This window comes from Pseudomonas sp. KB_12 (assembly GCF_052114545.1).
In the GTDB taxonomy this organism is placed as follows: domain Bacteria; phylum Pseudomonadota; class Gammaproteobacteria; order Pseudomonadales; family Pseudomonadaceae; genus Aquipseudomonas; species Aquipseudomonas brassicacearum.
This window is the reverse complement of sequence record NZ_JBFREY010000009.1, coordinates 125,044-149,210: the sequence shown is the minus strand read 5'-3', so window position 1 is coordinate 149,210 and position 24,167 is coordinate 125,044. Positions and strand designations below refer to the sequence as shown.

Sequence of the window (24,167 nt, the reverse complement as noted above, 5' to 3'; positions counted from 1 at the left end):
GGGGCATGGTTAACCCTGTGGCGAGGGAGCTTGCTCCCGCTGGGCTGCGCCTGTAGGAGCTGCCGGAGGCTCGGGCCGCGTTCGGACGATCTTTTGATCTTGATCCGTTGTGCGTTCGCTCATGACTCAATTGTCTGGGGAAAGATCGCAGCCTCGCTGCACTCGACAGCTCCTACAGGGCCGCTTCGCGCCCCAGCGGGAGCAAGCTCCCTCGCCACAAAAACAACGGCGGACAATCAGCGGCGCCTTTGCTTGCCGCCTGCCACAGCGGTCTTTAGACTTACGCCTCATTTCAACGCGAGCAGGGTCGATGCCAGCTGCCTTTCCCCCCGATTCCGTTGGTCTGGTGACGCCGCAAATGGCGCATTTCAGCGAGCCCCTGGCCCTGGCCTGCGGCCGTTCGTTGCCAGCCTATGACCTGATCTACGAAACCTACGGCACCCTCAATGCCACGGCGAGCAATGCCGTGCTGATTTGCCACGCCTTGTCGGGGCATCACCACGCCGCCGGCTACCACAGCGTCGACGACCGCAAGCCCGGCTGGTGGGATAGCTGCATCGGCCCGGGCAAGCCCATCGACACCAGCAAGTTCTTCGTGATCAGCCTGAACAACCTGGGCGGCTGCAACGGTTCCACCGGCCCCAGCAGCCTCAACCCGGACACCGGCAAACCTTTCGGCGCCGATTTCCCGGTGCTGACCGTGGAAGACTGGGTCCACAGCCAGGCACGCCTGGCCGACCGCCTCGGGGTCGGCCAGTGGGCAGCCGTGATCGGTGGCAGCCTGGGGGGCATGCAAGCCCTGCAATGGACCATCACCTACCCGGACCGCGTGCGCCACTGCCTGGCAATCGCCTCGGCGCCCAAGCTGTCGGCGCAGAACATCGCCTTCAACGAAGTGGCGCGCCAGGCGATCCTCACCGACCCGGAGTTCCATGGCGGCTCGTTCCAGGAACACGGCGTGATCCCCAAGCGCGGGCTGATGCTGGCGCGGATGGTCGGGCACATCACCTACCTGTCCGACGACTCCATGGGCGAGAAATTCGGCCGTGGCCTCAAGAGCGAAAAGCTCAACTACGACTTCCACAGCGTCGAGTTCCAGGTCGAGAGCTACCTGCGTTATCAGGGTGAAGAGTTCTCTGGGCGTTTCGACGCCAACACGTACCTGTTGATGACCAAGGCACTGGACTACTTCGATCCGGCGGCGAACTTCGACGATAACCTGGCGAAAACCTTCGCCAACGCCACCGCCAAGTTCTGCGTGATGTCGTTCACCACCGACTGGCGCTTCTCCCCGGCGCGCTCGCGGGAGCTGGTGGACGCGCTGATGGCTGCGCGCAAGGACGTCTGCTACCTGGAAATCGACGCGCCCCAGGGTCACGACGCCTTTTTGATCCCGATCCCGCGCTACCTGCAGGCGTTCGGCAACTACATGAACCGTATAACGCTGTGAGGACGCCATGAGAGCCGATCTGGAAATCATCCAGGAATGGATCCCCGCCGGCAGCCGCGTGCTCGACCTGGGCTGCGGCAACGGCGAACTGCTGACCTGGCTGCGGGACAACAAGCAAGTCAGCGGCTACGGCCTGGAAAACGACCCGGACAACATTGCCGAATGCGTCGCCAAGGGCATCAACGTCATCGAGCAGGACCTGGACAAGGGCCTGGGCAACTTTGCCAGCAACAGCTTCGACATCGTGGTCATGACCCAGGCGCTGCAAGCAGTGCACTACCCGGACAAGATCCTCGACGAAATGCTGCGGGTTGGACGCCAGTGCATCATCACCTTCCCCAACTTCGGCCACTGGCGTTGCCGCTGGTACCTGGCGAGCAAGGGCCGCATGCCAGTCTCGGAGTTCCTGCCCTACACCTGGTACAACACGCCAAACATCCACTTCTGCACCTTCGAGGATTTCGAAGCGCTGTGCCGCGAGCGTGAAGCCAAGGTCATCGATCGCCTGGCCGTGGACCAGCAGCACCGCCACGGGTGGGCCAGCAAGCTATGGCCTAATCTGTTAGGTGAGATAGGCATCTATCGGGTCAGCAGCCCAGGCCTTACCGATTACCAGGTCGCGGTGTGAGCCCCGGCCTCACCAGGAGCACGACATGAACCGTCTAGCGTTGTTTCTTATCACCGCTTGCCTGAGCGTTGGCGCCATGGCCGCCGACGCTATCAAGGGCGAGCGCAAGGAAGTGTTCGGTGATATCACCGTGCACTACAACACCTTCAACTCCACCTTCCTGACACCGGACATCGCCAAGGCCGCCGAGCTGATTCGCAGCAAGCAACAAGGCGTGATCAACATCTCGGTGCTCAAGGATGGCAAGCCCTTGATGGCCCAGGTCAGCGGCACGGTGAAAGACCTCACCAGCCAGAGCGTCCCGCTGCAATTCAAGCAGGTGACCGAGCCAGGCGCGATCTACTACATCGCCCAGTACCCGGTGCCCCAGCAGGAAACCCGCACCTTCGAGATCAAGGTGCAAACCGGCGACAAGATCAACACCATCAACTTCAACCAGGAACTGTTCCCGGGCCAATGATCAATTTCACCCAACTCGTACTGGCCAGCCACAACGCCGGCAAACTCAAGGAACTGCAGGCCATGCTCGGCGGCTCGGTGCAGTTGCGCTCGATTGGCGAGTTCAGCCAGGTGGAACCGGAAGAGACCGGCCTGTCGTTTGTCGAGAACGCCATCCTCAAGGCCCGCAATGCCGCACGCATCTCGGGCCTGCCAGCGCTGGCCGACGATTCCGGGCTGGCCGTGGACTTCCTGGGCGGTGCGCCAGGCATTTACTCGGCCCGTTACGCTGACGGTAAAGGTGACGCGGCGAACAACGCCAAGCTGCTCGACGCCCTCAAGGACGTGCCCGAAGCCGAGCGCGGCGCGCAGTTCGTGTGTGTGCTGGCCCTGGTACGCCATGCCGATGATCCATTGCCGATCCTCTGCGAAGGCCTGTGGCACGGGCGCATTCTCACCGAAGCCAGCGGCGAGCACGGTTTTGGCTATGACCCGTTGTTCTGGGTGCCGGAGCGCAATTGCTCCAGCGCCGAGCTGGGGCCGGTGGAAAAGAACCAACTGAGCCACCGCGCCCGCGCCATGGCCCTGCTGCGTCAACGCCTGGGCTTGCAATGATCGATGACGCTCCCACACCGCTGATTCATGGCGGTGTACAAACGCCTCGGGCGCCGCTGCCAGTGCTGCCGCCCCTGGCGTTGTACATCCACATACCGTGGTGCGTGCGCAAATGCCCGTATTGCGACTTCAACTCCCACACCGCCAGCCCGCAGTTGCCGGAAGAGGAATATGTCGACGCCTTGCTGGCCGACCTCGACCAGGACTTGCACGCGGTTTATGGTCGCCCGTTGAGCTCGATCTTTTTTGGTGGCGGCACCCCGAGCCTGTTCAGCGCCCAAGCCCTGGGGCGTTTGCTCAAGGGAGTGGAAGCGCGGATACCGTTCGCCCAGGACATTGAAATCACCCTGGAAGCCAACCCCGGCACCTTCGAGCAAGAAAAATTCGTCGCTTACCGGGCCTTGGGCATCAATCGCCTGTCCATCGGTATCCAGAGTTTCCAGCAAGCCAAGCTCGAGGCCCTGGGGCGGATACACAACGGCGACGAAGCGGTGCGCGCCGCCGGCATGGCTCGCCAGGCCGGCTTCGACAATTTCAACCTGGACCTGATGCATGGGCTGCCCGACCAGTCCCTGGAAGACGCCTTGAGCGACCTGCGCCAGGCCATCGCCTTGAAGCCGACGCATTTGTCCTGGTACCAGCTGACGCTGGAGCCGAACACGGTATTCTGGAACCAGCCGCCGACATTGCCCGAAGACGACACGCTGTGGGACATCCAGGAAGCCGGGCAAGCCTTGCTGGCCGAACACGGCTACGCCCAATACGAGGTTTCGGCCTACGCCCAACCCGGCCGGGCGGCGCGGCATAACCTCAATTACTGGAGCTTCGGCGACTTCATCGGCATCGGCGCCGGCGCCCACGGCAAGCTCAGCCATCCGGACGGGCGCATCGTGCGCACCTGGAAGACCCGCCTGCCCAAGGACTACCTCAACCCGGCCAAGAGCTTCCAGGCCGGCGAGAAAACCCTGGCCAACGAAGAGCTGCCGTTCGAGTTCCTGATGAATGCCCTGCGCCTGACCGAGGGCGTGGAAGCGCGGCTGTACCCGGAGCGCACCGGGTTGCCCCTGCAAAGCCTGGCCGAAGGCCGACGCGAGGCCGAACAAAGCGGGTTGTTGCAGGTCGAACCGACACGTCTGGCGGCCACCGAGCGCGGACAGCTGTTTCTCAACGACTTGCTGCAGACATTTCTGAGCTGATCAACACAAGGAAATCGAATGGATCTGGTACTCGACCTGCTGGCCACCGTGTCCCGCTGGAGCCGCAGCAACTTGTCGGAAATCTCCCTGGCATTGATAGGCTGCCTGCTGGTGCTGTTTGGCGCCGACATCAAGGGCTGGGTCGAACAACGCCTGGGCAGCATCGCCAGCGCCTTGCGCGTCCCGCTGATCGCCCTGCTGTGCATGATCGGCAGCGGCGCAGCACTGATCTACGCCACGCCATGGGTCGTTCGGGGTTTGAGCCAGTTCAACAACTACAGCCTGGCGCCGGTGTTGTTGGTGGTGCTGGTGTTGATAGGCGTAGTCGCGGATCGGCGCTGACCCGGTCACCTAAAACAACGGTGGGAGCGAGCTTGCTCGCGATGAGGCCATAACATCCAACATCAAGGTTGACTGTTATGCCGCTATCGCGAGCAAGCTCGCTCCCACAGGGGATCCCCTTTCAGCAGGGGTTTCTGGTGTTTAAGCCAGCTTCTCGAACTTCAAATCCCAAACCCCATGCCCAAGGCGTTCGCCACGGCGCTCGAACTTGGTGATCGGCCGTTCGGCCGGGCGCGGTACGCACTTGCCGTCTTCAGCCAGGTTGCGATAGCCCGGGGCGACGTTCATCACTTCCAGCATGTATTCGGCGTAGGGTTCCCAGTCGGTGGCCATGTGCAGCACACCGCCGACCTTCAACTTGCTGCGCACCAGTTCAGCGAACGACGCCTGGACGATACGGCGCTTGTGGTGGCGGCTTTTGTGCCAAGGGTCCGGGAAGAACAGCATCAGGCGGTCGAGGCTGTTGTCGGCCACGCAGCGGTTGAGCACTTCGATGGCGTCGCAATCGTAGACCCGCAGGTTGGTCAGCCCTTGGGTCAGCACGCCGTTGAGCAGCGCACCGACACCGGGACGGTGGACTTCCACACCGATGAAATCCTGCTCCGGCGAAGCGGCGGCCATTTCCAGCAACGAATGGCCCATGCCGAAGCCGATTTCCAGCGAGCGCGGGGCCGAGCGGCCGAAGACCTGGTCAAAATCCACCGGGGCATCGGCAAGTGGCAGGACAAACAGCGGCGCTCCCTGCTCCAGGCCGCGCTGCTGGCCTTCAGTCATGCGCCCGGCGCGCATCACGAAACTCTTGATGCGGCGGTGCTGGCGCTCTTCGCCTTCTTCCGGCAGGACCGGCGTGTCGTTCGATTCAGTCATCAATGGCTCTTACTTGATCAGACCATCCAGCGGCGAGGAGGCGCTGGCGTAAAGTTTTTTCGGCATGCGGCCAGCCAGGTACGCCAGGCGACCGGCGACGATGGCGTGCTTCATGGCTTCGGCCATGAGGATCGGCTGCTGGGCGTGGGCGATGGCCGAGTTCATCAGCACAGCTTCGCAACCCAGTTCCATGGCGATGGTGGCGTCGGAAGCGGTACCGACACCGGCATCCACCAACACCGGGATCTTGGCTTCTTCCAGGATGATCTGCAGGTTGTACGGGTTGCAGATCCCCAGGCCTGTACCGATCAGGCCGGCCAGCGGCATGACCGCGATGCAGCCGATTTCCGCCAATTGACGGGCGATGATCGGATCATCGCTGGTGTAGACCATCACGTCGAAGCCTTCCTTGACCAGGGTTTCAGCGGCCTTGAGGGTTTCGATCACGTTGGGGAACAGGGTTTTCTGGTCCGCCAGCACTTCCAGCTTCACCAGGTTGTGGCCGTCGAGCAGCTCACGGGCCAGGCGGCAGGTGCGCACGGCCTCGATAGCGTCGAAGCAACCGGCGGTGTTCGGCAGGATGGTGTAGCGGTCCGGCGGCAGGATATCCAGCAGGTTCGGTTCGCCCGGATTCTGGCCGATGTTGGTCCGGCGCACGGCGACGGTCACGATTTCGGCGCCCGAGGCCTCGATGGCCAGGCGGGTTTCTTCCATGTCGCGATATTTGCCGGTGCCTACCAGCAAGCGCGACTGGTAGGTACGACCGGCCAGGACGAAGGGCTTGTCGCTACGAACGATGCTCATGGGAAATCCTCTGTTGGGGTGAGGTTCTTGCGAAATGCTGCGAAACCGAGGCGACTAGCCGCCACCGATGGCGTGGACCACTTCGACGCTGTCGCCATCGTTCAACGTGGTTTCGGCGTGCTGGCTGCGCGGGACGATATCCAGATTGAGTTCCACCGCGACGCGGCGTCCGGTGAGTTCCAGACGGGTCAGCAGGGCCGCAACGGTTTCACCGTCGGGCAGATCAAGGGGTTCGCCGTTCAACTGAATGCGCATGCCGGATGCCGCCATCATTTTTAGGGGCTGGCATTCTAGCCCGATCAGTCTGGGTGACCCAAGCCATTCGTCATGAAATGGACCGCCCGGTCAGCCCAGCCGCCAGGCGGCAAGCCCCAGGCATACCCAGCCGATCAGGAACGCCACGCCGCCCAACGGCGTGATGATGCCCAGCTTGCTGATGCCCGTGAGGGTCAGCAGGTACAGGCTGCCGGAGAACAACAGGATGCCGACCACAAATGAAACTCCGGCCCAGGTGACGATGCGGCCGGGAATGTGCGTGGCCAGCAGCGCAACGCCCAGCAACGCCAGGGTGTGCACCAGTTGATAGGTGACGCCGGTGTGGAAAACCGCCAGGTATTCGGCGCTCAGGCGATCTTTCAGGCCATGGGCGGCGAACGCCCCCAGTGCCACGCCCGTGAAGCCGAAAAAAGCAGCCAGCATCAGAAAGCTACGCAGCATGAGAACTCCAGTCAGACTCGGTGGACAGGGTCTGTATAATGGCCCGCTCGACGGGTTCGGCCAAGCCATCTCTATGCTGCGTTTATTATTTCGACGGTTCCTTAAAGCCCTGCTCTGGTTCGCCGTTGGCAGCGTTGTGCTCGTGCTGTTGTTTCGGGTGGTGCCGCCGCCGTTCACGGCGCTGATGATCGAGCGCAAGGTTGAATCCTGGTTCGGCGGCGAACCCATCGACCTGCAACGCACCTGGCAGCCTTGGGACCAGATCTCCGATAGCCTGAAAGTGGCGGTGATTGCTGGCGAAGACCAGAAATTCCCCGAGCACTGGGGCTTCGACATCGGCGCGATCCAGGCCGCGTTCGCCCACAATGGGCGTGGCGGTTCGATTCGCGGCGCCAGCACCCTCAGCCAGCAAGTGTCCAAGAACCTGTTCCTGTGGTCGGGCCGCAGCTGGCTGCGCAAGGGGCTGGAGGCCTGGTTCACCGCACTGATCGAAGTGCTCTGGCCCAAGCAGCGGATCCTCGAGGTGTACCTCAACAGCGTCGAGTGGGATGACGGTGTATTCGGCGCAGAAGCGGCGGCACGCCATCACTTCCGCATCAGCGCCGACGCCTTGTCCCGGCAACAGGCCAGCCTGCTGGCGGCGGTATTGCCCAACCCGCGAAAATGGAGCGCCAGCCGGCCGAGCCCCTATGTGCTGCGGCGGGCGGGCTGGATTCGCCAGCAGATGAGCCAGTTGGGGGGCGACAGTTATCTGCTGGAACTCAATAATTCGCGGCGAGCGCCTTGGGCCCAGTAGCAGCAACACCGAAGCCCCCCACAGGGGATTGCATCGCACAAACAAAAACGCCCCGATCATCACTGATCGGGGCGTTTTTATGGCCGCTATCGCAGTCAGGCGGCGATCGACACCTTGAGCTTGTTCATCGCGCTCTTCTCAAGCTGACGAATCCGCTCGGCCGACACGTTGTACTTCTGCGCCAGGTCGTGCAGCGTGGCTTTTTCCTCGGCCAGCCAGCGCTGGTAGAGGATGTCGCGGCTGCGCTCGTCCAGCACTTCCAGGGCTTCGTGCAGGTTGGTGTTGGAGTTGTCGCTCCAGTCGGCGTCTTCCAGTTGACGCGCCGGGTCGTACCGGTGGTCTTCCAGGTAGTTGGCCGGCGATTGGAAAGCGCTGTCGTCGTCCGCTTCGGCGGCCGGGTCGAAGGCCATGTCATGGCCGGTCAGGCGGCTTTCCATCTCGCGCACTTCCCGAGGCTCTACGCCCAGGCTCTCGGCGACACGATGGACTTCTTCGTTGTTCAGCCAGGCCAGGCGCTTCTTCTGCCCGCGCAGGTTGAAGAACAGCTTGCGCTGGGCCTTGGTGGTCGCGACTTTCACGATGCGCCAGTTGCGCAGGATGAACTCGTGGATTTCCGCCTTGATCCAGTGCACCGCAAACGACACCAGGCGCACGCCCATTTCCGGGTTGAAACGCTTGACCGCCTTCATCAGGCCGACGTTGCCTTCCTGGATCAGGTCGGCCTGGGCCAGCCCGTAGCCGGAATAGCTGCGGGCGATATGTACGACAAAACGCAGGTGGGCGAGCACCATCTGCCGAGCCGCCTCAAGATCCTGCTCATAATAGAGACTCTCGGCCAGTTCACGCTCCTGCTCGGGGGTCAGCAAGGGAATGCTGTTCACCGTGTGCACATAGGCCTCCAGGTTCGCACCCGGGACCAGAGCATAAGCAGGTTGCAAAGAAGTGGTCATACGAAAAAACCTCCGACTCACATAACTCGTGCAGTTCAGCACTGCGAAAATTGACCGGGAACCCTAGGACAAGTTCCCACAAAAATTGAAAGGTCAATACACGCAAAAAAACACTTATTTTGGCGCAAGCTCACGCAAGTGGCGTGCGACCGCAATCCATGCACCGATATAACCCAACAGCACCGCGCCAAGCAAGAGCGACAGACCGTCGGCGACTGGCACGCCGGCCAGCGAGAAATCACTGCCGTACAAACCGGCCAACCCTGTTACCGCATCGTTCAGCCAGTCCAGGCCGAACGCCAATACACCCCAGGACAGAATCCCGGCACCGAAGCCATACAGCGCGCCCATATAAAGGAAGGGCCTGCGTACATAACTGTCCGTACCGCCGACGAGTTTAATCACTTCTATCTCGGTGCGGCGGTTTTCAATATGAAGACGAATGGTATTGCCTATCACCAAAAGTAATGCAGAAACCAGCAGCACCGTCAGACCGAAGACAAACCGGTCGCCGAGCTTGAGGATCGCCGCAAGACGCTCGACCCAGACTAGATCAAGTTGCGCCTGTTGTACCTTCGGCAACTCGGAAAGTCTTTGTCTTAATGCTTCAAGGGTAGGCTTGTCGACTTCATTTGGCGTCACTAGCACCACGCCCGGCAGCGGGTTCTCCGGCAGTTCCTTGAGGGCTTCGCCCAGGCCGGACTGCTGCTGGAATTCCTCAAGCGCCTGTTCGCGCCCGATGTATTCGGCATCGGCCACGCCCGGCATGGCCTTGATCTGCTCGCGCAACGCCTGGCCTTCGCCGGGGCTCGCGTCCATCTGCAGGTACAGGGAAATCTGCGCCGCGCGCTGCCAGGAACCGCCCAGGCGCTCCACATTATTCAGCAATAATGACAGCCCCATGGGCAGGCTCAAGGCAACCGCCATCACCATGCAGGTAAAGAAGCTGCCGATGGGCTGCTTGCCCAGGCGCCGCAGGCTGTCCAGCAGGCTGGCGCGATGGCTTTCGATCCAGGCGCGCAGCAGCGTGGCGAAGTCCGGGCCGTCATCATCGTCGCGCTTTTTCTTTTTCGGCTGCGGATCGGAGGCCTTCGGGGCCACGCGTTCGGCCACTTTCGGGCTGCGAGTAGCACTCATACACCAGCCTCCCCGTCACCAATCAGGCGTCCGCGCTGTAACGTGAGCATGCGGTGACGCATGCGTGCGATCAACGCCAGGTCGTGACTGGCAATCAGCACACTGGTGCCCAGGCGGTTGATGTCTTCGAATACGCCCATGATCTCCGCCGCCAGGCGCGGGTCGAGGTTACCGGTGGGTTCGTCCGCCAGCAGCAAGGCCGGGCGATGGACGATGGCACGGGCGATGCCGACGCGCTGTTGCTGACCGGTGGACAGGTCGCCCGGGTACAGGTCGGTCTTGTCCGACAGGGCCACACGCTCCAGGGCCGAGTCCACGCGCTTGATGATCTCGGCCTTGGACAACCCGAGGATCTGCAACGGCAACGCCACGTTGTTGAACACCGTGCGATCGAACAGCAACTGGTGATTCTGGAACACCACGCCGATCTGCCGCCGCAGGTAGGGGATCTGGGCATTGCTGATGGTGCTCAGGTCCTGGCCGGCCAGCAGCAGTTTGCCGGTGGAGGGCCGCTCCATCGCCAGCAGCAGGCGCAGCAAGGTACTTTTACCGGCGCCGGAATGGCCGGTGACAAACAGAAACTCGCCCCGACGGACCCGAAAGCTCAGCTCATGCAAGCCGACGTGACCGTTCGGATAGCGTTTACCGACCTGCTCGAAACGAATCATGAATGCTCCCGTTCGGCAAACAGTGCCTGGACAAAGGGCTCGGCTTCAAAGGTGCGCAAGTCGTCGATGCCTTCACCCACGCCGATATAGCGGATGGGCAGGCCGAACTGCTTGGCCAGGGCGAAAATCACCCCACCCTTGGCGGTGCCGTCGAGCTTGGTCAGGGCCAGCCCGGTCAGTTCGACGGTCTGGTTGAATTGCCTGGCCTGGTTGATGGCGTTCTGGCCGGTACCGGCGTCCAGCACCAGCAGCACTTCGTGAGGTGCGTCGGCGTCGAGCTTGCCGATCACCCGGCGCACCTTCTTCAATTCTTCCATCAGGTTGTCTTTGGTGTGCAGGCGACCGGCCGTGTCGGCGATCAACACATCGATGCCACGAGCCTTGGCGGCCTGCACGGCGTCGAAGATCACCGAAGCGGAATCGGCGCCGGTGTGCTGGGCAATCACTGGGATCTTGTTGCGCTCGCCCCACACTTGCAGTTGTTCGACCGCGGCGGCGCGGAAGGTGTCGCCGGCGGCCAGCATGACTTTCTTGCCTTCGAGCTGCAGCTTCTTGGCCAGCTTGCCTATGGTGGTGGTCTTGCCTGCACCGTTGACGCCGACGACCAGGATCACGAACGGCTTGTTCTGCGACGCGATCACCAGCGGTTTTTCCACCGGCTTGAGCAGACTGGTCAGCTCGCCTTGCAGGGATTTGTACAGTGCATCGGCGTCGGTCAGCTGCTTGCGCGCGACCTTCTGGGTCAGGCTCTGGATAATCACCGAGGTCGCCTCTACACCGACGTCGGCGGTCAGCAGGCGGGTCTCGATGTCTTCCAGCAATTCGTCGTCGATGACTTTCTTGCCCAGGAACAGGCTGGCCATGCCTTCGCCGATGCTGGCGCTGGTCTTGGACAGGCCTTGCTTGAGGCGAGCGAAGAAACCGACCTTGTTTTCCTCGGCGCTACGGACGGGCTCGACGGGGGCAATGCTTTCCAACAGCGCAGGTGCCGGTTCGGGCGCGGCTTGCGCAACCACGGGCGCAACGACGGCGACAGGCGGCTCAATGACAGGGTCGACGACTGGCGCCTCGACAACCTGCGTCGGCGCTGGAATCGGCGGGGTGATATGGGGCGCCATTTCCTCGACCAGCGCCACCGGCTCTTCCGCCACCGGCAAGGTCAACCAGGGGGTTTGCTCGACGGGAGGGGCCAGCGGCTGCTCGGCCACCGGTTCAGCAACGGTCCCGGCCTCGACCGGTTGCAGCACCGGCTCGGCAATCGGCAGGACGATGGGCGCGGTTTCTTCGGCCACGGCCTCGGCGGCGGGTTCAGGCAGCGGTTGTGGCTGTTCGACGACGGTTTCCTGCGGCTTCTTGCGCAGCCATCCGAACAGGCCTTTTTTCTCACCAGCCGCAGCTGGGGTCTTCTTGTCGTCGTTGGAACCAAACATGGAGGACGGCTATCTCACGGTAGCGACGCGCCACAAGGGCGCCTCGGTGATAAATATTCAATGCTGAACAGACTGCGTTTCATCCAGCTTGTTCACGCGCAACATTTTGTCGAGGCGTCCCAAGGACACCCCAAAGTCGATTTTTTCGAAGGACTGGTACGGCATCATCGGCGAAAACGCCGGGATCAACGAGAAAACCCGATGTTTCTCCGGGGAACCCAGACAACCCCGGGCCGATAAAAGGCCCGATAGGCGTGGCCGCCAGTAAAACGGATCAGTATCCTAGCACCTCCTCGCCTGCTGAGGCTAAGGCCAAGCAGGCAACCCAACAGGTTTAAACACGAATGAATGCTCTTGCCCGCCGCGCCGCAGGCCTGCTGCTCAGCACAGTTTGTCTGCCCTTTTCAGCCTTGGCTGCCGACCCACAACCCACCCACGAATTTACCCTCGACAACGGCCTGAAGGTCGTCGTGCGCGAAGACCATCGTGCGCCGGTGGTGGTCTCCCAGGTCTGGTACAAGGTTGGCTCCAGCTACGAAACGCCAGGCCAGACCGGTTTGTCCCACGCCCTTGAGCACATGATGTTCAAGGGCAGTGAAAAAGTCGGTCCCGGCGAAGCGTCGCTGATCCTGCGCGACCTCGGTGCCGAAGAGAACGCCTTCACCAGCGATGACTTCACCGCCTATTACCAGGTTTTGGCCCGAGACCGCCTGGGCGTGGCCTTCGAACTGGAGGCCGACCGCATGGCCAGCCTGCGCCTGCCGCCGGAGGAGTTCAGCCGCGAGATCGAGGTGATCAAGGAAGAGCGCCGCATGCGCACCGACGACAAGCCCATGTCCAAGGCCTACGAGCGCTTCAAGGCCATGGCCTACCCGGCCAGCGGCTACCACACGCCGACCATCGGCTGGATGGCCGACCTGGACCGGATGACCGTCGAGGAACTGCGTCACTGGTACGAATCCTGGTACACCCCGAACAATGCGACCCTGGTGGTGGTCGGCGACGTGACGCCGGACGAGGTCCAGTCCCTGGCCCAGCGTTATTTCGGCCCGATTGCACGGCGCGCGGTGCCGGTCGCGAAAATCCCCCTGGAGCTGGCCGAACCCGGTGAGCGCCAGATCACCCTGCATGTGCAGACCCAACTGCCCAGCGTGATGCTGGCCTTCAATGTGCCGAGCATCGCCACCGCGACGGACAAGGGTGCGGTCAACGCGCTGCGGCTGATATCGGCCCTGTTGGATGGCGGCTACAGCGGGCGGATCCCGACCCAGCTGGAGCGCGGCGAAGAGCTGGTGTCCGGCGGCTCGTCGAGCTACGACGCCTACACCCGTGGCGACAGTTTGTTCACGTTGTCGGCGACGCCCAACACGCAGAAAAACAAAACCATCGCCCAAGCCGAAGCCGGTCTGTGGCGCTTGCTTGAACAGTTGAAAACCACCGCGCCGACGACCGAAGAGCTGGAGCGTGTGCGCGCCCAGGTCATCGCCGGCCTGGTGTATGAGCGCGACTCGATCACCAGCCAGGCCACCGCCATCGGCCAGTTGGAGACCGTCGGTTTGTCCTGGAAGCTGATGGACACCGAACTCGCTGAACTGCAAAGCGTGACCCCGCAAGATATCCAGAAGGCAGCCCAGCTGTATTTCACCCGCTCGCGCCTGAGCGTCGCGCATGTCCTGCCCGAGGAGAAAGCTCATGAGTGAGCGCAAATCACGGCGCCCGGTGCTGATCGGCCTGGCGCTCATCGCCCTGGCCGGCTCCCTGGCGTTCTATCTGTCGCCGATCACCGACGTCACCGCCAGCCAGGCATTGGATAACGCCAAGTCCGGCAAAAAGTTGCAATCGTTGGCGGAACTGGACGGTAAGGCCCCCAGCCACCGCCAGCTCGACGTGCAGACCTGGAAAACCGCCGACGGCGCCAAGGTGCTGTTCGTCGAAGCCCGCGAATTGCCAATGTTCGACCTGCGCCTGACCTTCGCCGCCGGCAGCAGCCAGGACGGCGACGCTCCCGGCCTCGCACTGCTGACCAACGCCATGCTCAACGAGGGCGTGGCCGGCAAGGACGTCAGCGCCATTGCCCAAGGCTTCGAAAGCCTCGGTGCAGACTTCGGCAACGGCGCCTACCGGGACATGGCCGTGGCGTCCCTGCGCAGCCTCAGCGCAGCCGACAAGCGTGAGCCGGCATTGAAGCTGTTCGCCGAGGTCGTCGGCAAACCGACCTTCCCTGCCGACTCCTTCGCCCGCATCAAGAACCAGATGCTCGCCGGTTTCGAATACCAGAAACAGAACCCAGGCAAACTGGCCGGCCTGGAGCTGATGAAGCGCCTGTACGGCGATCATCCTTATGCCCACTCCAGCGACGGCACCGCCGACAGCATTCCACCGATCACCCTGGCCCAGGCCCGGGCTTTCCACGCCAAGGCCTACGCCGCCGGCAATGCAGTGATCGCGCTGGTGGGGGATTTGTCCCGCGCCGAAGCCGAAGCGGTTGCCAACCAGGTATCCGCCGCGCTGCCCAAAGGCCCGGCCCTGGCGAAAACTCCGCCACCGGTGGAGCCCAAGGCAAGTATCGGCCACATCGAATTCCCGTCCAAACAGACCAACCTGATGCTCGCGCAACTGGGCATCGACCGCGACGATCCGGACTATGCCGCCGTGTCCCTGGGCAACCAGATCCTCGGCGGTGGCGGCTTCGGCACACGGCTGATGACCGAGGTGCGGGAAAAGCGCGGCCTGACCTACGGCGTGTATTCCGGCTTCACGGCGATGCAAGCCCGCGGCCCGTTCATGATCAACCTGCAGACCCGTGCGGAGATGAGCGAAGGCACCTTGAAACTGGTGCAGGACGTGTTCGCCGACTACCTCATGAACGGTCCCACCCAGAAAGAACTCGACGACGCCAAGCGTGAGTTGGCCGGCAGTTTCCCGCTGTCCGCCGCCAGCAATGCCGACATCGTCGGCCAGCTCGGCGCCATGGGTTTCTATGACTTGCCGCTGAGCTACCTGGAGGACTTCATGCGTCAGTCCCAGGAACTGACGGTCGAGCAGGTCAAGGCCGCGCTGAACAAGCACCTGAGCACCGACAAAATGGTCATCGTCACCGCCGGCCCGAGCGTGCCGCAAAAGCCGCTGCCGCCCCCCACTGACAAACCTGCCGAGCAGCCGCTCGGGGTTCCGGAGCACTAATGGCCCGCCCATCGAATTCCAGCAAAAAACCCGTGCACAACGGTGTGAACCAGTTGCGCATCATCGGCGGCGAATGGCGCAGCCGGCGCCTGAGCTTCCCGGATGCCCCGGGCCTGCGCCCGACCCCGGACCGCGTGCGCGAAACCCTGTTCAACTGGCTCGCCCCCTACGTGGCGGGTGCCCGGGTGCTCGACCCGTTCGCCGGCAGCGGCGCGCTGTTTCTCGAGGCCCTGTCCCGTGGCGCCGCCATGGGCCAGGCGCTGGACGCCAGCAACCTGGCGGTCTCCAGCCTGAAAGAACACTTGGGCACGCTGCGCTGCACCGTCGGCCAGGTGCAGACCGCCGACGCCCTGCGCTACCTGGACAGCCAGCCGGCGACGCCTTTCGACCTGGTATTCCTCGACCCGCCTTTCAACCAGAACCTGTTGCCGACGGTCTGCACCTTGCTCGAGGAACGTCAGTGGTTGGCCGAGGATGCCTGGGTCTACACTGAAAGCGAGACCGCCCCGTCCACCCTGGGCTTGCCGGGCAATTGGCGCTTGCATCGCGAGCAGAAATCCGGACGGGTGTATTACGCGTTGTGGCAGCGTTTGGCAAAGGACATTGACTGAACGGCTGACCAGTGCATCGAGAATAATAATGATGTCCGCCGCATCCGAACGTTTCGTCCCCGCCCCGGGCCTTGGCAACCCGCACTTGCAAACCCTGTGGGGCCCATTGTGGCGCCAGACCACCCACATCGAGCGCCATCGCGAGCGCTTGTGGCTGGAGGACGGTGATTTCCTCGACCTTGACTGGCACGGCCCCCACAGCGCCGAGGCACCACTGGTGCTGGTGCTTCACGGGCTGACCGGCTCTTCCAACTCGCCTTACGTGGCCGGGCTGCAACAGGCTCTCGGTCGCCAGGGCTGGGCCAGTGCGGCCTTGAACTGGCGTGGCTGCTCGGGTGAGCCGAACCTGTTGCCCCGCAGCTACCACTCGGGCGTCAGCGAAGACCTCGCCGCCGCCATCACCCACTTGCGCGCCCGTCGGCCCTTGGCGCCGCTGTTTGCGGTGGGTTATTCACTGGGCGGCAATGTGCTGCTCAAGCACCTGGGGGAAACCGGCCGCGACAGCCAGTTGCAAGGGGCGGTGGCGGTCTCGGTGCCGTTTCGCCTCGACCAGTGCGCCGATCGCATCGGCCAGGGATTCTCCAGGTTCTACCAGGCGCATTTCATGCGCCAGCTCGTGGCCTATGTGCGCAACAAGCAACGCCAGTTCCAGCACGACGGACGCCACGAAGGCCTGGCGACCCTGGCGGCGCTTGGCCCGCTGGAAAACATGCGGACCTTCTGGGACTTTGACGGCCGGGTGACGGCGCCGCTGCACGGGTTCTCCGATGCCGCGGATTACTACCGCCGTGCCTCCAGCCGTTATTTCATGGCGGGCATCAGCACGCCGACCCTGGTCATCCAGGCCGCCGACGATCCCTTTGTGTTTCCTCACAGCCTGCCCGAACCGCGCGAATTATCCGCTTCGACCCGGATTGAACTGCACGCCCAGGGCGGGCATGTGGGCTTTGTCGACGGAACCCTGCGGCGCCCAGGGTATTACCTGGAGCGGCGGATTCCCGATTGGCTGGCCAGCCTGGGCCAGGGCTGAAGATTCGCAGACAACAAAAAATCCCCTGTGGGAGCGAGCTTGCTCGCGATAGCGGCGGGTCAGCAGCATTGATGTTGACTGACACACCGTCATCGCGAGCAAGCTCGCTCCCACATTGTTTCGGGGTGTTTGTTATTCGCCCTTCGCCACGCCCCGCTGCGGATCATTGATCCACTCACTCCACGAGCCGGCGTACAGCCGCCCCAACGGGTAGCCTGCCAGGCTCAAGGCAAACAGGTTATGACACGCCGTCACGCCGGAGCCGCAATAGGCCACCAGGTCGGTGGGCGAGCGCTCGCCCAGTTTTTCGGCGAAGCGCTGCTTGAGCTGGTCGGCCGGCAGGAAGCGGCCATCGGCGCCCAGGTTGTCGGTGAACGCCGCACACTGTGCGCCCGGAATATGCCCGGCTATCGGGTCGATGGGCTCGACTTCCCCTTTGAAGCGCGGTAACGCCCGGGCATCCAGCAGGGTCATGTCCGGTTGACCCAGGCGTTGTTGCAGCGCTTGGGCGCTGAGCACCAAGCTCGCATCCGGCGTCCCGCTGAAGGTCCCGCGACTGTTCTGCGGTGGATCCAGGCTCAAAGGCAAGCCAGCGGCATGCCAGGCCTTGAGCCCGCCGTCGAGGATGTACACGCCCTCGCGCTTGCCCAGCCAGGCCAGCAACCACCAGGCCCGCGCGGCATAGGCGCCGGGACCGTCGTCGTACAGCACGACATCGCTGTCGTTATCGATTCCCCAAGCCTTGAGGCGCTCGATCAAGGCCCCCGGCTCCGGCAGCGGATGACGTCCTGTCACACCTTTGGTCACCGACCCGCTCAGGTCGCGCTCAAGGTCTGCGAACGCCGCTCCGGCGATGTGGCCCTCGGCATAACTGCGCTGACCGTAATCGGGGTCTTCCAGGGCAAAACGGCAATCGAGAATGACCAGCCCGGGTTGTGATCGCCGCTGTTCGAGGGCTTGAGGGCTGATGAGTTGCGCAATCGGCATGGTGAGCTCCTGTGGCTAAGTCGCGGATCGGTCCTACTGCCCTTCCTCCAGGGTCTGGGCCAGGGGGACGTAATACTCTTTGAACAGTGCATCCACCTCTTCGCGGGCCTGATCGGTCACGAAACCGGCCTCCAACACCAGGACCTGATAAACGCCACGCTTGATGGCCTGCTCGCTCAGGTGGCTGAAGTTTTCCCGCGTGGTGCACAGGAATCGCACCCAGGACGTGAGGATGATCCAGGCATTGAGGGTCAGGGACTCGATCTGCACCCGGTCCATCTTCAGGATGCCGGCGGCAACGAAACCTTCGTAGATCGCGGTGCCGTGGATCAGGCAGCGCTGGGAAAACCGACGATAGCGCGCCGCAAGCTCCGGATCGCTGTCGAGCAGATGCTCCAAGTCCCGGTGCAGGAAGCGGTAGCGCCACATGGCCGCCAACAGCTCCTGCAGGTAGAAGCGCTTGTCATCCACCGTGGCCGCCCGGCCCTGGGGCGGACGCAGGAAGCTGTCCACCAGGTTCTCGTATTCACTGAACAGCACGGCGATGATCGCCTGCTTGTTGGGGAAGTGGTAATAGAGGTTGCCTGGGGACATGTCCATGTGGGCGGCAATGTGGTTGGTGCTGACGCTGCGCTCGCCTTGCTGGTTGAACAGCTCGAGGCTGTTTTGCACGATGCGCTCGCTGGTTTTCATTCGTGGGGCCATGGTTTGGGCTTTAATTCGACGAAGGCATTGATCGGCATCTTACGACCTATCGGTCACAGGAAAAACCCATCGCCGTTACGGATGCCATTGACTTTCTAGAGTATAAGCTCTAGAAAACACCCACTCTAATAATATCCGGTGCCCGACGATGCCTGCCGACGTTGCCTACCTGCACGAGTCTCAACAACTGGACGAGCTGCGGTCGCTCTTCGATGCCCAGCGCCAGGCCTACGCCGCCCATCCGATGCCACCGGCCGAACAGCGCCGACAATGGCTCAAGGCACTGCGCGAGGTATTGAGCAACGAACGACAAGCCTTGATCGACGCCATCAGCCAGGACTTCAGCCACCGCAGCGCCGACGAAACACTGCTGGCCGAGCTGATGCCGAGCCTGCACGGTATCCATTACGCCAGCCGGCATCTCCAGGGTTGGATGAAACCCTCCCGGCGCAAGGTGGGCATGGCCTTCCAGCCGGCATCAGCCAAAGTCGTATACCAGCCGCTGGGCGTGATCGGCGTCATCGTGCCCTGGAACTACCCGCTGTTCCTGGCCATCGGGCCGCTGGTCGGGGCATTGGCGGCGGGCAACCGGGTGATGCTCAAGCTCAGCGAGTCGACACCGGCGACCGGCTTGCTGCTCAAGCAATTGCTGGCCCGGGTCTTCCCCCAGGACCTGGTCTGCGTGGTGCTTGGCGAGGCGGAAATCGGCATGGCGTTTTCCAAGCTGCCCTTCGATCACCTGTTGTTCACCGGCGCCACCAGCATCGGCAAGCATGTCATGCGCGCAGCTGCCGAAAACCTGACCCCGGTCACCTTGGAGCTGGGTGGAAAGTCGCCGGCCATCGTGTCGGTCGATGTCCCCATCAAGGATGCCGCCGAACGCATTGCCTTCGGAAAAACCCTGAATGCCGGGCAAACCTGTGTCGCCCCGGACTACGTGCTGGTACCGCAGAATCGCGTCGGCGAGTTCGTTGAGGCGTATCGCGAGGCGGTACGCGGTTTTTATCCGACCCTGGCGAACAACCCGGACTACACCGCAATCATCAACGAACGACAGCTGGCGCGACTCACCGGCTACATCAGCGACGCCACCAGCAAGGGCGCGCTGCTGATCGAACTGTTCGACCAGGGCCAGGACCGCCGCATGGCCCACAGCCTGCTGCTCAACGTCAGCGACGAGATGACCGTCATGCAGGACGAGATCTTCGGCCCGCTGCTGCCCATCGTGCCCTATGACAATCTGGACCAGGCGTTTGCCTACATCAATCAGCGCCCCCGCCCGCTGGCGCTCTACTACTTTGGCTACAACAAGGCCGAACAGAATCGCGTGCTCCACGAAACCCACTCAGGTGGCGTCTGCTTGAACGACACGCTGCTGCACGTCGCCCAGGACGACTTGCCGTTCGGCGGCATCGGTCCCTCGGGAATGGGGCATTACCACGGGCATGAGGGTTTCCTGACCTTCAGCAAGGCCAAGGGCGTGCTGACCAAACAGCGATTCAACGCCGCGAAGCTGATTTATCCCCCTTACGGCAAGCCTTTGCAGAAACTGATCCAGAAGCTGTTTGTCCGCTGACGCGTCTCTTCCCGGGTAATAACAATAATGAACCCAAGCCTCACCGATACACCCGCGCTGTCACGGCGCGGCCTGCTGAAGTTCAGCCTCGGCGCCAGCGCCTTCCTGGCCACCGTCGGCCTGGGCGCCAGCCTGAGCGGTTGCTCGCCAAGCCAACCGGCCAACGGCCTGGCGGCCCTGCGCGACAGCGACCTGCCATTTTTACGCAGCGTCATTCCCGTGATGCTGGACGGCGCAGTGGCCGTCGGACAGATCCCCGCCGCCACTGACGCAACCCTGCGAAGCCTGGACAGCAGCCTGGCCCACCTGTCCCCCGCCATGCTCAAACTCACGCGCCAGCTGTTCGACGTGCTCACGCTGGGCATTACCCGCGGGCCGCTGACCGGGGTCTGGGGCCCGTGGGAAAACGCCAGCGCCGATGACATCCGCCTGTTCCTCGGGCGATGGGAAAACAGTTCGTTGGACCTGCTGCGACAAGGCCATTGCTCATTGCTGCAATTGGTGATGATGGCCTGGTACAGCCAATCCGAAGCCTGGGCGCATTGCGGGTATCCAGGACCGCCAGCGGTCTGAGAACCAAGTTAAACCCTGTGGGAGCGAGCTTGCTCGCGATGGCGGTGTGTCAGTCAATTACATTTGCTGCTGATCCGGCGCCATCGCGAGCAAGCTCGCTCCCACAGGGGGCATCGCAAACTCAAAACAATAAGAGACTCTCAACATGCCCGTACCCGATCCCTTCCGCGAAGGCCTGGCCCGTGGCTGGACCACCTACAACGGCGCGCAGCTGACCCAGGACCTGACCCTGGAAGCGGACGTGGCCATCGTCGGCAGCGGTGCTGGCGGCGGCACCACGGCAGAAATTCTCAGCGCCGCCGGCTACCGCGTGTTGCTGATCGAGGAAGGTCCGCTCAAGACCAGTCATGACTTCACGCTGCTCGAAGACCAGGCCTACAGCAGCCTGTATCAGGAAGGCCTCGGGCGCATGAGCAAGGACGGCGCCATCACCATTCTCCAGGGCCGGGCCGTCGGTGGCACGACGCTGATCAATTGGACCTCCAGCTTCCGCACCCCCGACCAGACCCTCGACCACTGGGCCGCCGAGCACAACGTAAAAGGCCACGGCCGCGCTGAAATGGCGCCCTGGTTTACGCAGATGGAACAACGCCTGGGCGTGGCGCCGTGGCTGATTCCGCCCAATGCCAACAACGACGTGATCCGCAAAGGTTGTGAACAATTGGGCTACGCCTGGCACGTCATCCCGCGCAACGTACGCGGCTGCTGGAACCTGGGCTATTGCGGCATGGGCTGCCCGACCAACGCCAAGCAATCGATGCTGGTCACCACCATCCCGGCCACGCTGGACAAGGGCGGCGCGCTGCTTTACCTGGCGCGGGCCGAGCGTCTGACGATCAAAAACGATGCCGTCATCGGCCTCGAGTGCCAAGCCATGGACGAACGTTGCGTGGCGCCGACCGGGCGGCGCATCACCGTCAAGGCGCGGCACTACGTGCTGGCGGGCGGCGGCATCAATAGCCCCGGGTTGCTGCTGCGCTCCGATGCGCCAGACCCGCATGAACGCGTGGGCAAGCGCACCTTCCTGCACTTGGTGAACATGTCCGCCGGGCAATTCGACGAGGTCATCAACCCGTTCTACGGCGCGCCGCAATCGATTTATTCGGATCATTTCCAATGGCAGGACGGCACCACCGGAAAAATGTCCTACAAGCTTGAAGTCCCGCCCTTGCACCCGGCCCTGGCCGCCACGCTATTGGGCGGGTTCGGCCCCGAGAACGCGTTGCACATGTCCCGACTGCCCCATACCCATGCCATGCTGGCGCTGTTGCGCGACGGTTTTCATCCGGACAGCCCCGGCGGCAGCGTCGAGTTGCGCAGCGACGGCACGCCCGTGCTCGATTATCCCGTTACGCCGTATGCCTGGGATGGCTTGCGCCGGGCCTTCCACAGCATGGCCGAGATCCAGTTTGCCGGCGGCGCCAAGGCGGTCATGCCCTTGCACGGCGATGCCCGCTACGTAAAGACCCTGGCCGAAGCCCGCACACTGATCGACGGACTCGACCTGGCGTTGTACCGCACACGCCTGGGCAGCGCCCACGTGATGGGCGGTTGCGCCATGGGGGAGGACCCGAAAACCGCTGTCACCGACAGCCTTGGCCGCCATCACCAACTGGGCAACCTGTCGATCCATGACGGCTCGCTGTTCCCCACCAGCATCGGCGCCAACCCGCAATTATCGGTGTACGGGCTGACCGCGCAATTGGCGACGGCCCTGGCCGAGCGCCTGAAAAATCCATGAACAATTTATTGAGAAAAACAACGAACCCGTGGCGAGGGAGCTTGCTCCCGCTGGGCTGCGCTGTAGGAGCTGCCGAGCGGAGCGAGGCTGCGATCTTTTGATCTTTCGCTTGAGATTCAAGCGTCAGGGGAAAGATCGCAGCCTCGCTCCGCTCGACAGCTCCTACAGGCCCAGCGGGAGCAAGCTCCCTCGCCACAGGCTTACCGAACGTCTGAATATCCGGATTACTCGCACCGTCTATAGTGCTTTCTTACGCAACAGCCGACTTGGCCGACCGAGAAGGCTGCGATACCATCCGACTCCCCAACGGACTCCCGCCAGGACGACGCGATGAACCGAGTGTTGTACCCAGGTACCTTCGACCCTATTACCAAGGGCCATGGCGATCTGGTCGAACGCGCCGCGCGCCTGTTCGACCATGTGATCATTGCCGTCGCCGCCAGCCCGAAGAAAAACCCGCTGTTCCCGCTGGAGCAACGTGTGGAACTGGCCCGCGAGGTCACCAAGCACCTGCCCAACGTGGAAGTGGTCGGTTTCTCGACGCTTTTGGCGCACTTTGCCAAGGAAAAGAACGCTAATGTGTTCCTGCGCGGCCTGCGTGCGGTCTCGGACTTCGAGTACGAGTTCCAACTGGCCAACATGAACCGCCAACTGGCACCGGACGTCGAGAGCCTGTTCCTGACGCCGTCAGAGCGCTATTCCTTCATTTCCTCGACCCTGGTCCGGGAAATCGCGGCGTTGGGCGGAGATATCACCAAGTTCGTCCACCCGGCCGTGGCCGATGCGCTGACCCTGCGCTTCAAGAAATAACCGGCTGGCGCTGCGAGCCACCTCGCAGCACAGCGCAGTCCATCGCGCCCGCGTGCACTGCGCTCGCCAATGCGGCACAATTGCGCCCATACGTTTTCATATGCCCGGGCCCAACGCCCCGGCAGGAGCCTGCATGTCCCTGATCATCACCGACGACTGCATCAATTGCGACGTCTGCGAACCCGAATGCCCGAACGAGGCCATTTCCCAAGGCGAAGAGATCTACGTCATCGACCCGAACTTGTGCACCCAGTGCGTCGGCCATTACGACGAACCCCAGTGCCAGCAGGTCTGCCCGGTAGATTGCATCCCCCTGGACGAGGCTCATCCGGAAACTGAAGAACAGTTGATGGCCAAATATCGCAAGATTACTGGCAAGGCTTGAGCCAGGTGGTTTTGTAGCGTCTGTACCGACGTCTTCGCGAGCAAGCTCGCTCCCACAAGGGATTTGCTTCAGGCGCAAAGGGTGTAGACACAGCTGTCCATTGTGGGAGCGAGCTTGCTCCGGGCGGCGATCCGACGATGAGGCCATCAGCCGCACCGAACGCCTCACTCCTGCCGCTCAAACCCCTCTCCAATACACCCCAGGCACCGCACAAACGTGGCCTTCGCCGGGTCCACCACCAGCGCCTTGCCCGCATCGCCGACCCCGCCGCCCAGCGCGGTAAAGGGCAACGACACCACGAATGCCCCGGCGCCAATCACTGTGGCGGCGAGCAGCAGCGGACGGGCAATCAGCAGGTCGCCGATCATGGCGAAGGCCGGCGGGTTCTGGATGGTGTAGCGCGGGTCGCCGCTGCCGTCGCTTGCCAGGGCAGGCAAACCGACACTCAGCAGCAGCGCTAGAACGACAGGTCGAAGCAGTTTCATGGGCGATCCTTCGGCTAAATACTGACTATAGACCGTAGGACAA

The 24,167-nt window shown here is 62.8% G+C and carries 27 protein-coding genes; 16 read left to right on the top strand and 11 right to left on the bottom strand.

Annotated features, from left to right (window positions below):
• Nucleotides 1–310: 310 nt before the first annotated feature.
• From metX to AB4Z20_RS09835, 6 genes are read left to right on the top strand one after another with little or no spacing between them, the layout of a single operon-like run.
• The gene (gene metX / locus AB4Z20_RS09860) at nt 311–1,450 is read left to right on the top strand and encodes a homoserine O-succinyltransferase MetX (protein ID WP_258689620.1); all 1,140 of its coding nucleotides are present in this window, start codon (nt 311–313) and stop codon (nt 1,448–1,450) included.
• Nucleotides 1,451–1,457: 7 nt separating this feature from the next.
• Nucleotides 1,458–2,078: a methionine biosynthesis protein MetW gene (gene metW / locus AB4Z20_RS09855; protein ID WP_003206492.1), complete on the top strand. Its 621-nt coding sequence runs from the start codon at nt 1,458–1,460 to the stop codon at nt 2,076–2,078.
• A gap of 25 nt (nt 2,079–2,103) precedes the next feature.
• Entirely contained in the window at nt 2,104–2,538 is a 435-nt protein-coding gene (locus AB4Z20_RS09850) for a DUF4426 domain-containing protein (RefSeq protein WP_214509986.1), read from the top strand.
• Complete coding sequence (rdgB, locus tag AB4Z20_RS09845; RefSeq protein ID WP_013694468.1) at nt 2,535–3,131, top strand: RdgB/HAM1 family non-canonical purine NTP pyrophosphatase; 597 nt, start codon at nt 2,535–2,537, stop codon at nt 3,129–3,131. The genes AB4Z20_RS09850 and rdgB overlap by 4 nt, the downstream gene beginning before the upstream one ends.
• A complete protein-coding gene (gene hemW / locus AB4Z20_RS09840) occupies nt 3,128–4,327 on the top strand; it encodes a radical SAM family heme chaperone HemW (protein ID WP_258689621.1) in 1,200 nt (399 codons plus the stop codon). The genes rdgB and hemW overlap by 4 nt, the downstream gene beginning before the upstream one ends.
• Before the next feature lie 18 nt (nt 4,328–4,345).
• On the top strand, nt 4,346–4,669 hold the full coding sequence (locus tag AB4Z20_RS09835) for a DUF3392 domain-containing protein (RefSeq protein WP_214509987.1): 324 nt from the start codon (nt 4,346–4,348) through the stop codon (nt 4,667–4,669).
• Nucleotides 4,670–4,810: 141 nt separating this feature from the next.
• Here AB4Z20_RS09835 and trmB read toward each other — a convergent pair whose 3' ends face one another.
• From trmB to AB4Z20_RS09815, 4 genes are all read right to left on the bottom strand, one after another.
• Nucleotides 4,811–5,536: a tRNA (guanosine(46)-N7)-methyltransferase TrmB gene (gene trmB / locus AB4Z20_RS09830; protein ID WP_018609495.1), complete on the bottom strand. Its 726-nt coding sequence runs from the start codon at nt 5,534–5,536 to the stop codon at nt 4,811–4,813.
• A gap of 9 nt (nt 5,537–5,545) precedes the next feature.
• Nucleotides 5,546–6,340 (bottom strand): thiazole synthase, encoded by a 795-nt coding sequence (locus AB4Z20_RS09825; RefSeq protein WP_003177480.1) that lies wholly within the window; start codon nt 6,338–6,340, stop codon nt 5,546–5,548.
• Between the two features lie 54 nt (nt 6,341–6,394).
• On the bottom strand, nt 6,395–6,595 hold the full coding sequence (gene thiS, locus AB4Z20_RS09820) for a sulfur carrier protein ThiS (RefSeq protein ID WP_018609493.1): 201 nt from the start codon (nt 6,593–6,595) through the stop codon (nt 6,395–6,397).
• A gap of 90 nt (nt 6,596–6,685) precedes the next feature.
• On the bottom strand, nt 6,686–7,057 hold the full coding sequence (locus tag AB4Z20_RS09815) for a DUF423 domain-containing protein (protein ID WP_253470184.1): 372 nt from the start codon (nt 7,055–7,057) through the stop codon (nt 6,686–6,688).
• A gap of 73 nt (nt 7,058–7,130) precedes the next feature.
• On the opposite strand from AB4Z20_RS09815, the gene mtgA reads away from it, so the two are divergent.
• Nucleotides 7,131–7,853 (top strand): monofunctional biosynthetic peptidoglycan transglycosylase, encoded by a 723-nt coding sequence (mtgA, locus tag AB4Z20_RS09810; RefSeq protein WP_018609489.1) that lies wholly within the window; start codon nt 7,131–7,133, stop codon nt 7,851–7,853.
• Nucleotides 7,854–7,948: 95 nt separating this feature from the next.
• Here mtgA and rpoH read toward each other — a convergent pair whose 3' ends face one another.
• The 4 genes from rpoH to ftsY all read right to left on the bottom strand — a co-directional run bounded on the left by rpoH (nt 7,949) and on the right by ftsY (nt 12,038).
• Entirely contained in the window at nt 7,949–8,803 is an 855-nt protein-coding gene (gene rpoH, locus AB4Z20_RS09805) for an RNA polymerase sigma factor RpoH (protein WP_253470185.1), read from the bottom strand.
• 114 nt (nt 8,804–8,917) lie between these two features.
• Complete coding sequence (ftsX, locus tag AB4Z20_RS09800) at nt 8,918–9,940, bottom strand: permease-like cell division protein FtsX (protein ID WP_253470186.1); 1,023 nt, start codon at nt 9,938–9,940, stop codon at nt 8,918–8,920.
• Nucleotides 9,937–10,608, bottom strand: a complete 672-nt coding sequence (gene ftsE, locus AB4Z20_RS09795; RefSeq protein WP_003177474.1) for a cell division ATP-binding protein FtsE — start codon at nt 10,606–10,608, stop codon at nt 9,937–9,939. The genes ftsX and ftsE overlap by 4 nt, the downstream gene beginning before the upstream one ends.
• Nucleotides 10,605–12,038 carry a signal recognition particle-docking protein FtsY gene (gene ftsY, locus AB4Z20_RS09790; RefSeq protein WP_442089810.1) on the bottom strand — a complete coding sequence of 478 codons (1,434 nt, stop codon included), beginning with the start codon at nt 12,036–12,038 and terminating at the stop codon, nt 10,605–10,607. The genes ftsE and ftsY overlap by 4 nt, the downstream gene beginning before the upstream one ends.
• Nucleotides 12,039–12,382: 344 nt before the next feature.
• On the opposite strand from ftsY, the gene AB4Z20_RS09785 reads away from it, so the two are divergent.
• The 4 genes from AB4Z20_RS09785 to AB4Z20_RS09770 are packed head-to-tail and all read left to right on the top strand — an operon-like array spanning nt 12,383 to nt 16,862.
• Nucleotides 12,383–13,738, top strand: a complete 1,356-nt coding sequence (locus AB4Z20_RS09785; RefSeq protein WP_258689626.1) for a M16 family metallopeptidase — start codon at nt 12,383–12,385, stop codon at nt 13,736–13,738.
• Nucleotides 13,731–15,221, top strand: a complete 1,491-nt coding sequence (locus AB4Z20_RS09780) for a M16 family metallopeptidase (protein WP_442089809.1) — start codon at nt 13,731–13,733, stop codon at nt 15,219–15,221. The genes AB4Z20_RS09785 and AB4Z20_RS09780 overlap by 8 nt, the downstream gene beginning before the upstream one ends.
• Nucleotides 15,221–15,832 carry a 16S rRNA (guanine(966)-N(2))-methyltransferase RsmD gene (gene rsmD / locus AB4Z20_RS09775; protein ID WP_092150048.1) on the top strand — a complete coding sequence of 204 codons (612 nt, stop codon included), beginning with the start codon at nt 15,221–15,223 and terminating at the stop codon, nt 15,830–15,832. Before AB4Z20_RS09780 ends, rsmD begins: the two co-directional genes overlap by 1 nt.
• A gap of 31 nt (nt 15,833–15,863) precedes the next feature.
• Entirely contained in the window at nt 15,864–16,862 is a 999-nt protein-coding gene (locus AB4Z20_RS09770; protein WP_442089832.1) for a hydrolase, read from the top strand.
• Nucleotides 16,863–16,994: 132 nt separating this feature from the next.
• Here AB4Z20_RS09770 and AB4Z20_RS09765 read toward each other — a convergent pair whose 3' ends face one another.
• Nucleotides 16,995–17,849 carry a sulfurtransferase gene (locus AB4Z20_RS09765; RefSeq protein ID WP_442089808.1) on the bottom strand — a complete coding sequence of 285 codons (855 nt, stop codon included), beginning with the start codon at nt 17,847–17,849 and terminating at the stop codon, nt 16,995–16,997.
• A 33-nt stretch (nt 17,850–17,882) separates the two neighbouring features.
• The gene (locus AB4Z20_RS09760; protein ID WP_214509994.1) at nt 17,883–18,554 is read right to left on the bottom strand and encodes a TetR/AcrR family transcriptional regulator; all 672 of its coding nucleotides are present in this window, start codon (nt 18,552–18,554) and stop codon (nt 17,883–17,885) included.
• A gap of 148 nt (nt 18,555–18,702) precedes the next feature.
• Here AB4Z20_RS09760 and AB4Z20_RS09755 point away from each other — a divergent pair, with 148 nt between their 5' ends.
• The 5 genes from AB4Z20_RS09755 to AB4Z20_RS09735 all read left to right on the top strand — a co-directional run bounded on the left by AB4Z20_RS09755 (nt 18,703) and on the right by AB4Z20_RS09735 (nt 23,639).
• Nucleotides 18,703–20,130 carry a coniferyl aldehyde dehydrogenase gene (locus AB4Z20_RS09755; protein WP_258689629.1) on the top strand — a complete coding sequence of 476 codons (1,428 nt, stop codon included), beginning with the start codon at nt 18,703–18,705 and terminating at the stop codon, nt 20,128–20,130.
• 27 nt (nt 20,131–20,157) lie between these two features.
• The gene (locus tag AB4Z20_RS09750; protein ID WP_442089807.1) at nt 20,158–20,703 is read left to right on the top strand and encodes a twin-arginine translocation pathway signal protein; all 546 of its coding nucleotides are present in this window, start codon (nt 20,158–20,160) and stop codon (nt 20,701–20,703) included.
• A 145-nt stretch (nt 20,704–20,848) separates the two neighbouring features.
• Nucleotides 20,849–22,444 (top strand): GMC family oxidoreductase N-terminal domain-containing protein, encoded by a 1,596-nt coding sequence (locus AB4Z20_RS09745; RefSeq protein WP_442089806.1) that lies wholly within the window; start codon nt 20,849–20,851, stop codon nt 22,442–22,444.
• Between the two features lie 330 nt (nt 22,445–22,774).
• Entirely contained in the window at nt 22,775–23,254 is a 480-nt protein-coding gene (coaD, locus tag AB4Z20_RS09740) for a pantetheine-phosphate adenylyltransferase (protein WP_003177462.1), read from the top strand.
• 133 nt (nt 23,255–23,387) lie between these two features.
• A complete protein-coding gene (locus tag AB4Z20_RS09735) occupies nt 23,388–23,639 on the top strand; it encodes a YfhL family 4Fe-4S dicluster ferredoxin (protein WP_003206534.1) in 252 nt (83 codons plus the stop codon).
• A gap of 164 nt (nt 23,640–23,803) precedes the next feature.
• Here the strand turns inward: AB4Z20_RS09735 and AB4Z20_RS09730 are convergent, their stop codons facing one another.
• Nucleotides 23,804–24,124 carry a hypothetical protein gene (locus AB4Z20_RS09730; RefSeq protein ID WP_018609455.1) on the bottom strand — a complete coding sequence of 107 codons (321 nt, stop codon included), beginning with the start codon at nt 24,122–24,124 and terminating at the stop codon, nt 23,804–23,806.
• Between the last annotated feature and the right edge of the window lie 43 nt (nt 24,125–24,167).

Bases quoted from the DNA above. Each gene is read 5' to 3' on its own strand.
- metX (WP_258689620.1), top strand. From the start codon at position 311: ATGCCAGCTGCCTTTCCCCCCGATTCCGTTGGTCTGGTGACGCCGCAA.
- metW (WP_003206492.1), top strand. From the start codon at position 1,458: ATGAGAGCCGATCTGGAAATCATCCAGGAATGGATCCCCGCCGGCAGC.
- AB4Z20_RS09850 (WP_214509986.1), top strand. From the start codon at position 2,104: ATGAACCGTCTAGCGTTGTTTCTTATCACCGCTTGCCTGAGCGTTGGC.
- rdgB (WP_013694468.1), top strand. From the start codon at position 2,535: ATGATCAATTTCACCCAACTCGTACTGGCCAGCCACAACGCCGGCAAA.
- hemW (WP_258689621.1), top strand. From the start codon at position 3,128: ATGATCGATGACGCTCCCACACCGCTGATTCATGGCGGTGTACAAACG.
- AB4Z20_RS09835 (WP_214509987.1), top strand. From the start codon at position 4,346: ATGGATCTGGTACTCGACCTGCTGGCCACCGTGTCCCGCTGGAGCCGC.
- trmB (WP_018609495.1), bottom strand. From the start codon at position 5,536: ATGACTGAATCGAACGACACGCCGGTCCTGCCGGAAGAAGGCGAAGAG.
- AB4Z20_RS09825 (WP_003177480.1), bottom strand. From the start codon at position 6,340: ATGAGCATCGTTCGTAGCGACAAGCCCTTCGTCCTGGCCGGTCGTACC.
- thiS (WP_018609493.1), bottom strand. From the start codon at position 6,595: ATGCGCATTCAGTTGAACGGCGAACCCCTTGATCTGCCCGACGGTGAA.
- AB4Z20_RS09815 (WP_253470184.1), bottom strand. From the start codon at position 7,057: ATGCTGCGTAGCTTTCTGATGCTGGCTGCTTTTTTCGGCTTCACGGGC.
- mtgA (WP_018609489.1), top strand. From the start codon at position 7,131: ATGCTGCGTTTATTATTTCGACGGTTCCTTAAAGCCCTGCTCTGGTTC.
- rpoH (WP_253470185.1), bottom strand. From the start codon at position 8,803: ATGACCACTTCTTTGCAACCTGCTTATGCTCTGGTCCCGGGTGCGAAC.
- ftsX (WP_253470186.1), bottom strand. From the start codon at position 9,940: ATGAGTGCTACTCGCAGCCCGAAAGTGGCCGAACGCGTGGCCCCGAAG.
- ftsE (WP_003177474.1), bottom strand. From the start codon at position 10,608: ATGATTCGTTTCGAGCAGGTCGGTAAACGCTATCCGAACGGTCACGTC.
- ftsY (WP_442089810.1), bottom strand. From the start codon at position 12,038: ATGTTTGGTTCCAACGACGACAAGAAGACCCCAGCTGCGGCTGGTGAG.
- AB4Z20_RS09785 (WP_258689626.1), top strand. From the start codon at position 12,383: ATGAATGCTCTTGCCCGCCGCGCCGCAGGCCTGCTGCTCAGCACAGTT.
- AB4Z20_RS09780 (WP_442089809.1), top strand. From the start codon at position 13,731: ATGAGTGAGCGCAAATCACGGCGCCCGGTGCTGATCGGCCTGGCGCTC.
- rsmD (WP_092150048.1), top strand. From the start codon at position 15,221: ATGGCCCGCCCATCGAATTCCAGCAAAAAACCCGTGCACAACGGTGTG.
- AB4Z20_RS09770 (WP_442089832.1), top strand. From the start codon at position 15,864: ATGTCCGCCGCATCCGAACGTTTCGTCCCCGCCCCGGGCCTTGGCAAC.
- AB4Z20_RS09765 (WP_442089808.1), bottom strand. From the start codon at position 17,849: ATGCCGATTGCGCAACTCATCAGCCCTCAAGCCCTCGAACAGCGGCGA.
- AB4Z20_RS09760 (WP_214509994.1), bottom strand. From the start codon at position 18,554: ATGGCCCCACGAATGAAAACCAGCGAGCGCATCGTGCAAAACAGCCTC.
- AB4Z20_RS09755 (WP_258689629.1), top strand. From the start codon at position 18,703: ATGCCTGCCGACGTTGCCTACCTGCACGAGTCTCAACAACTGGACGAG.
- AB4Z20_RS09750 (WP_442089807.1), top strand. From the start codon at position 20,158: ATGAACCCAAGCCTCACCGATACACCCGCGCTGTCACGGCGCGGCCTG.
- AB4Z20_RS09745 (WP_442089806.1), top strand. From the start codon at position 20,849: ATGCCCGTACCCGATCCCTTCCGCGAAGGCCTGGCCCGTGGCTGGACC.
- coaD (WP_003177462.1), top strand. From the start codon at position 22,775: ATGAACCGAGTGTTGTACCCAGGTACCTTCGACCCTATTACCAAGGGC.
- AB4Z20_RS09735 (WP_003206534.1), top strand. From the start codon at position 23,388: ATGTCCCTGATCATCACCGACGACTGCATCAATTGCGACGTCTGCGAA.
- AB4Z20_RS09730 (WP_018609455.1), bottom strand. From the start codon at position 24,124: ATGAAACTGCTTCGACCTGTCGTTCTAGCGCTGCTGCTGAGTGTCGGT.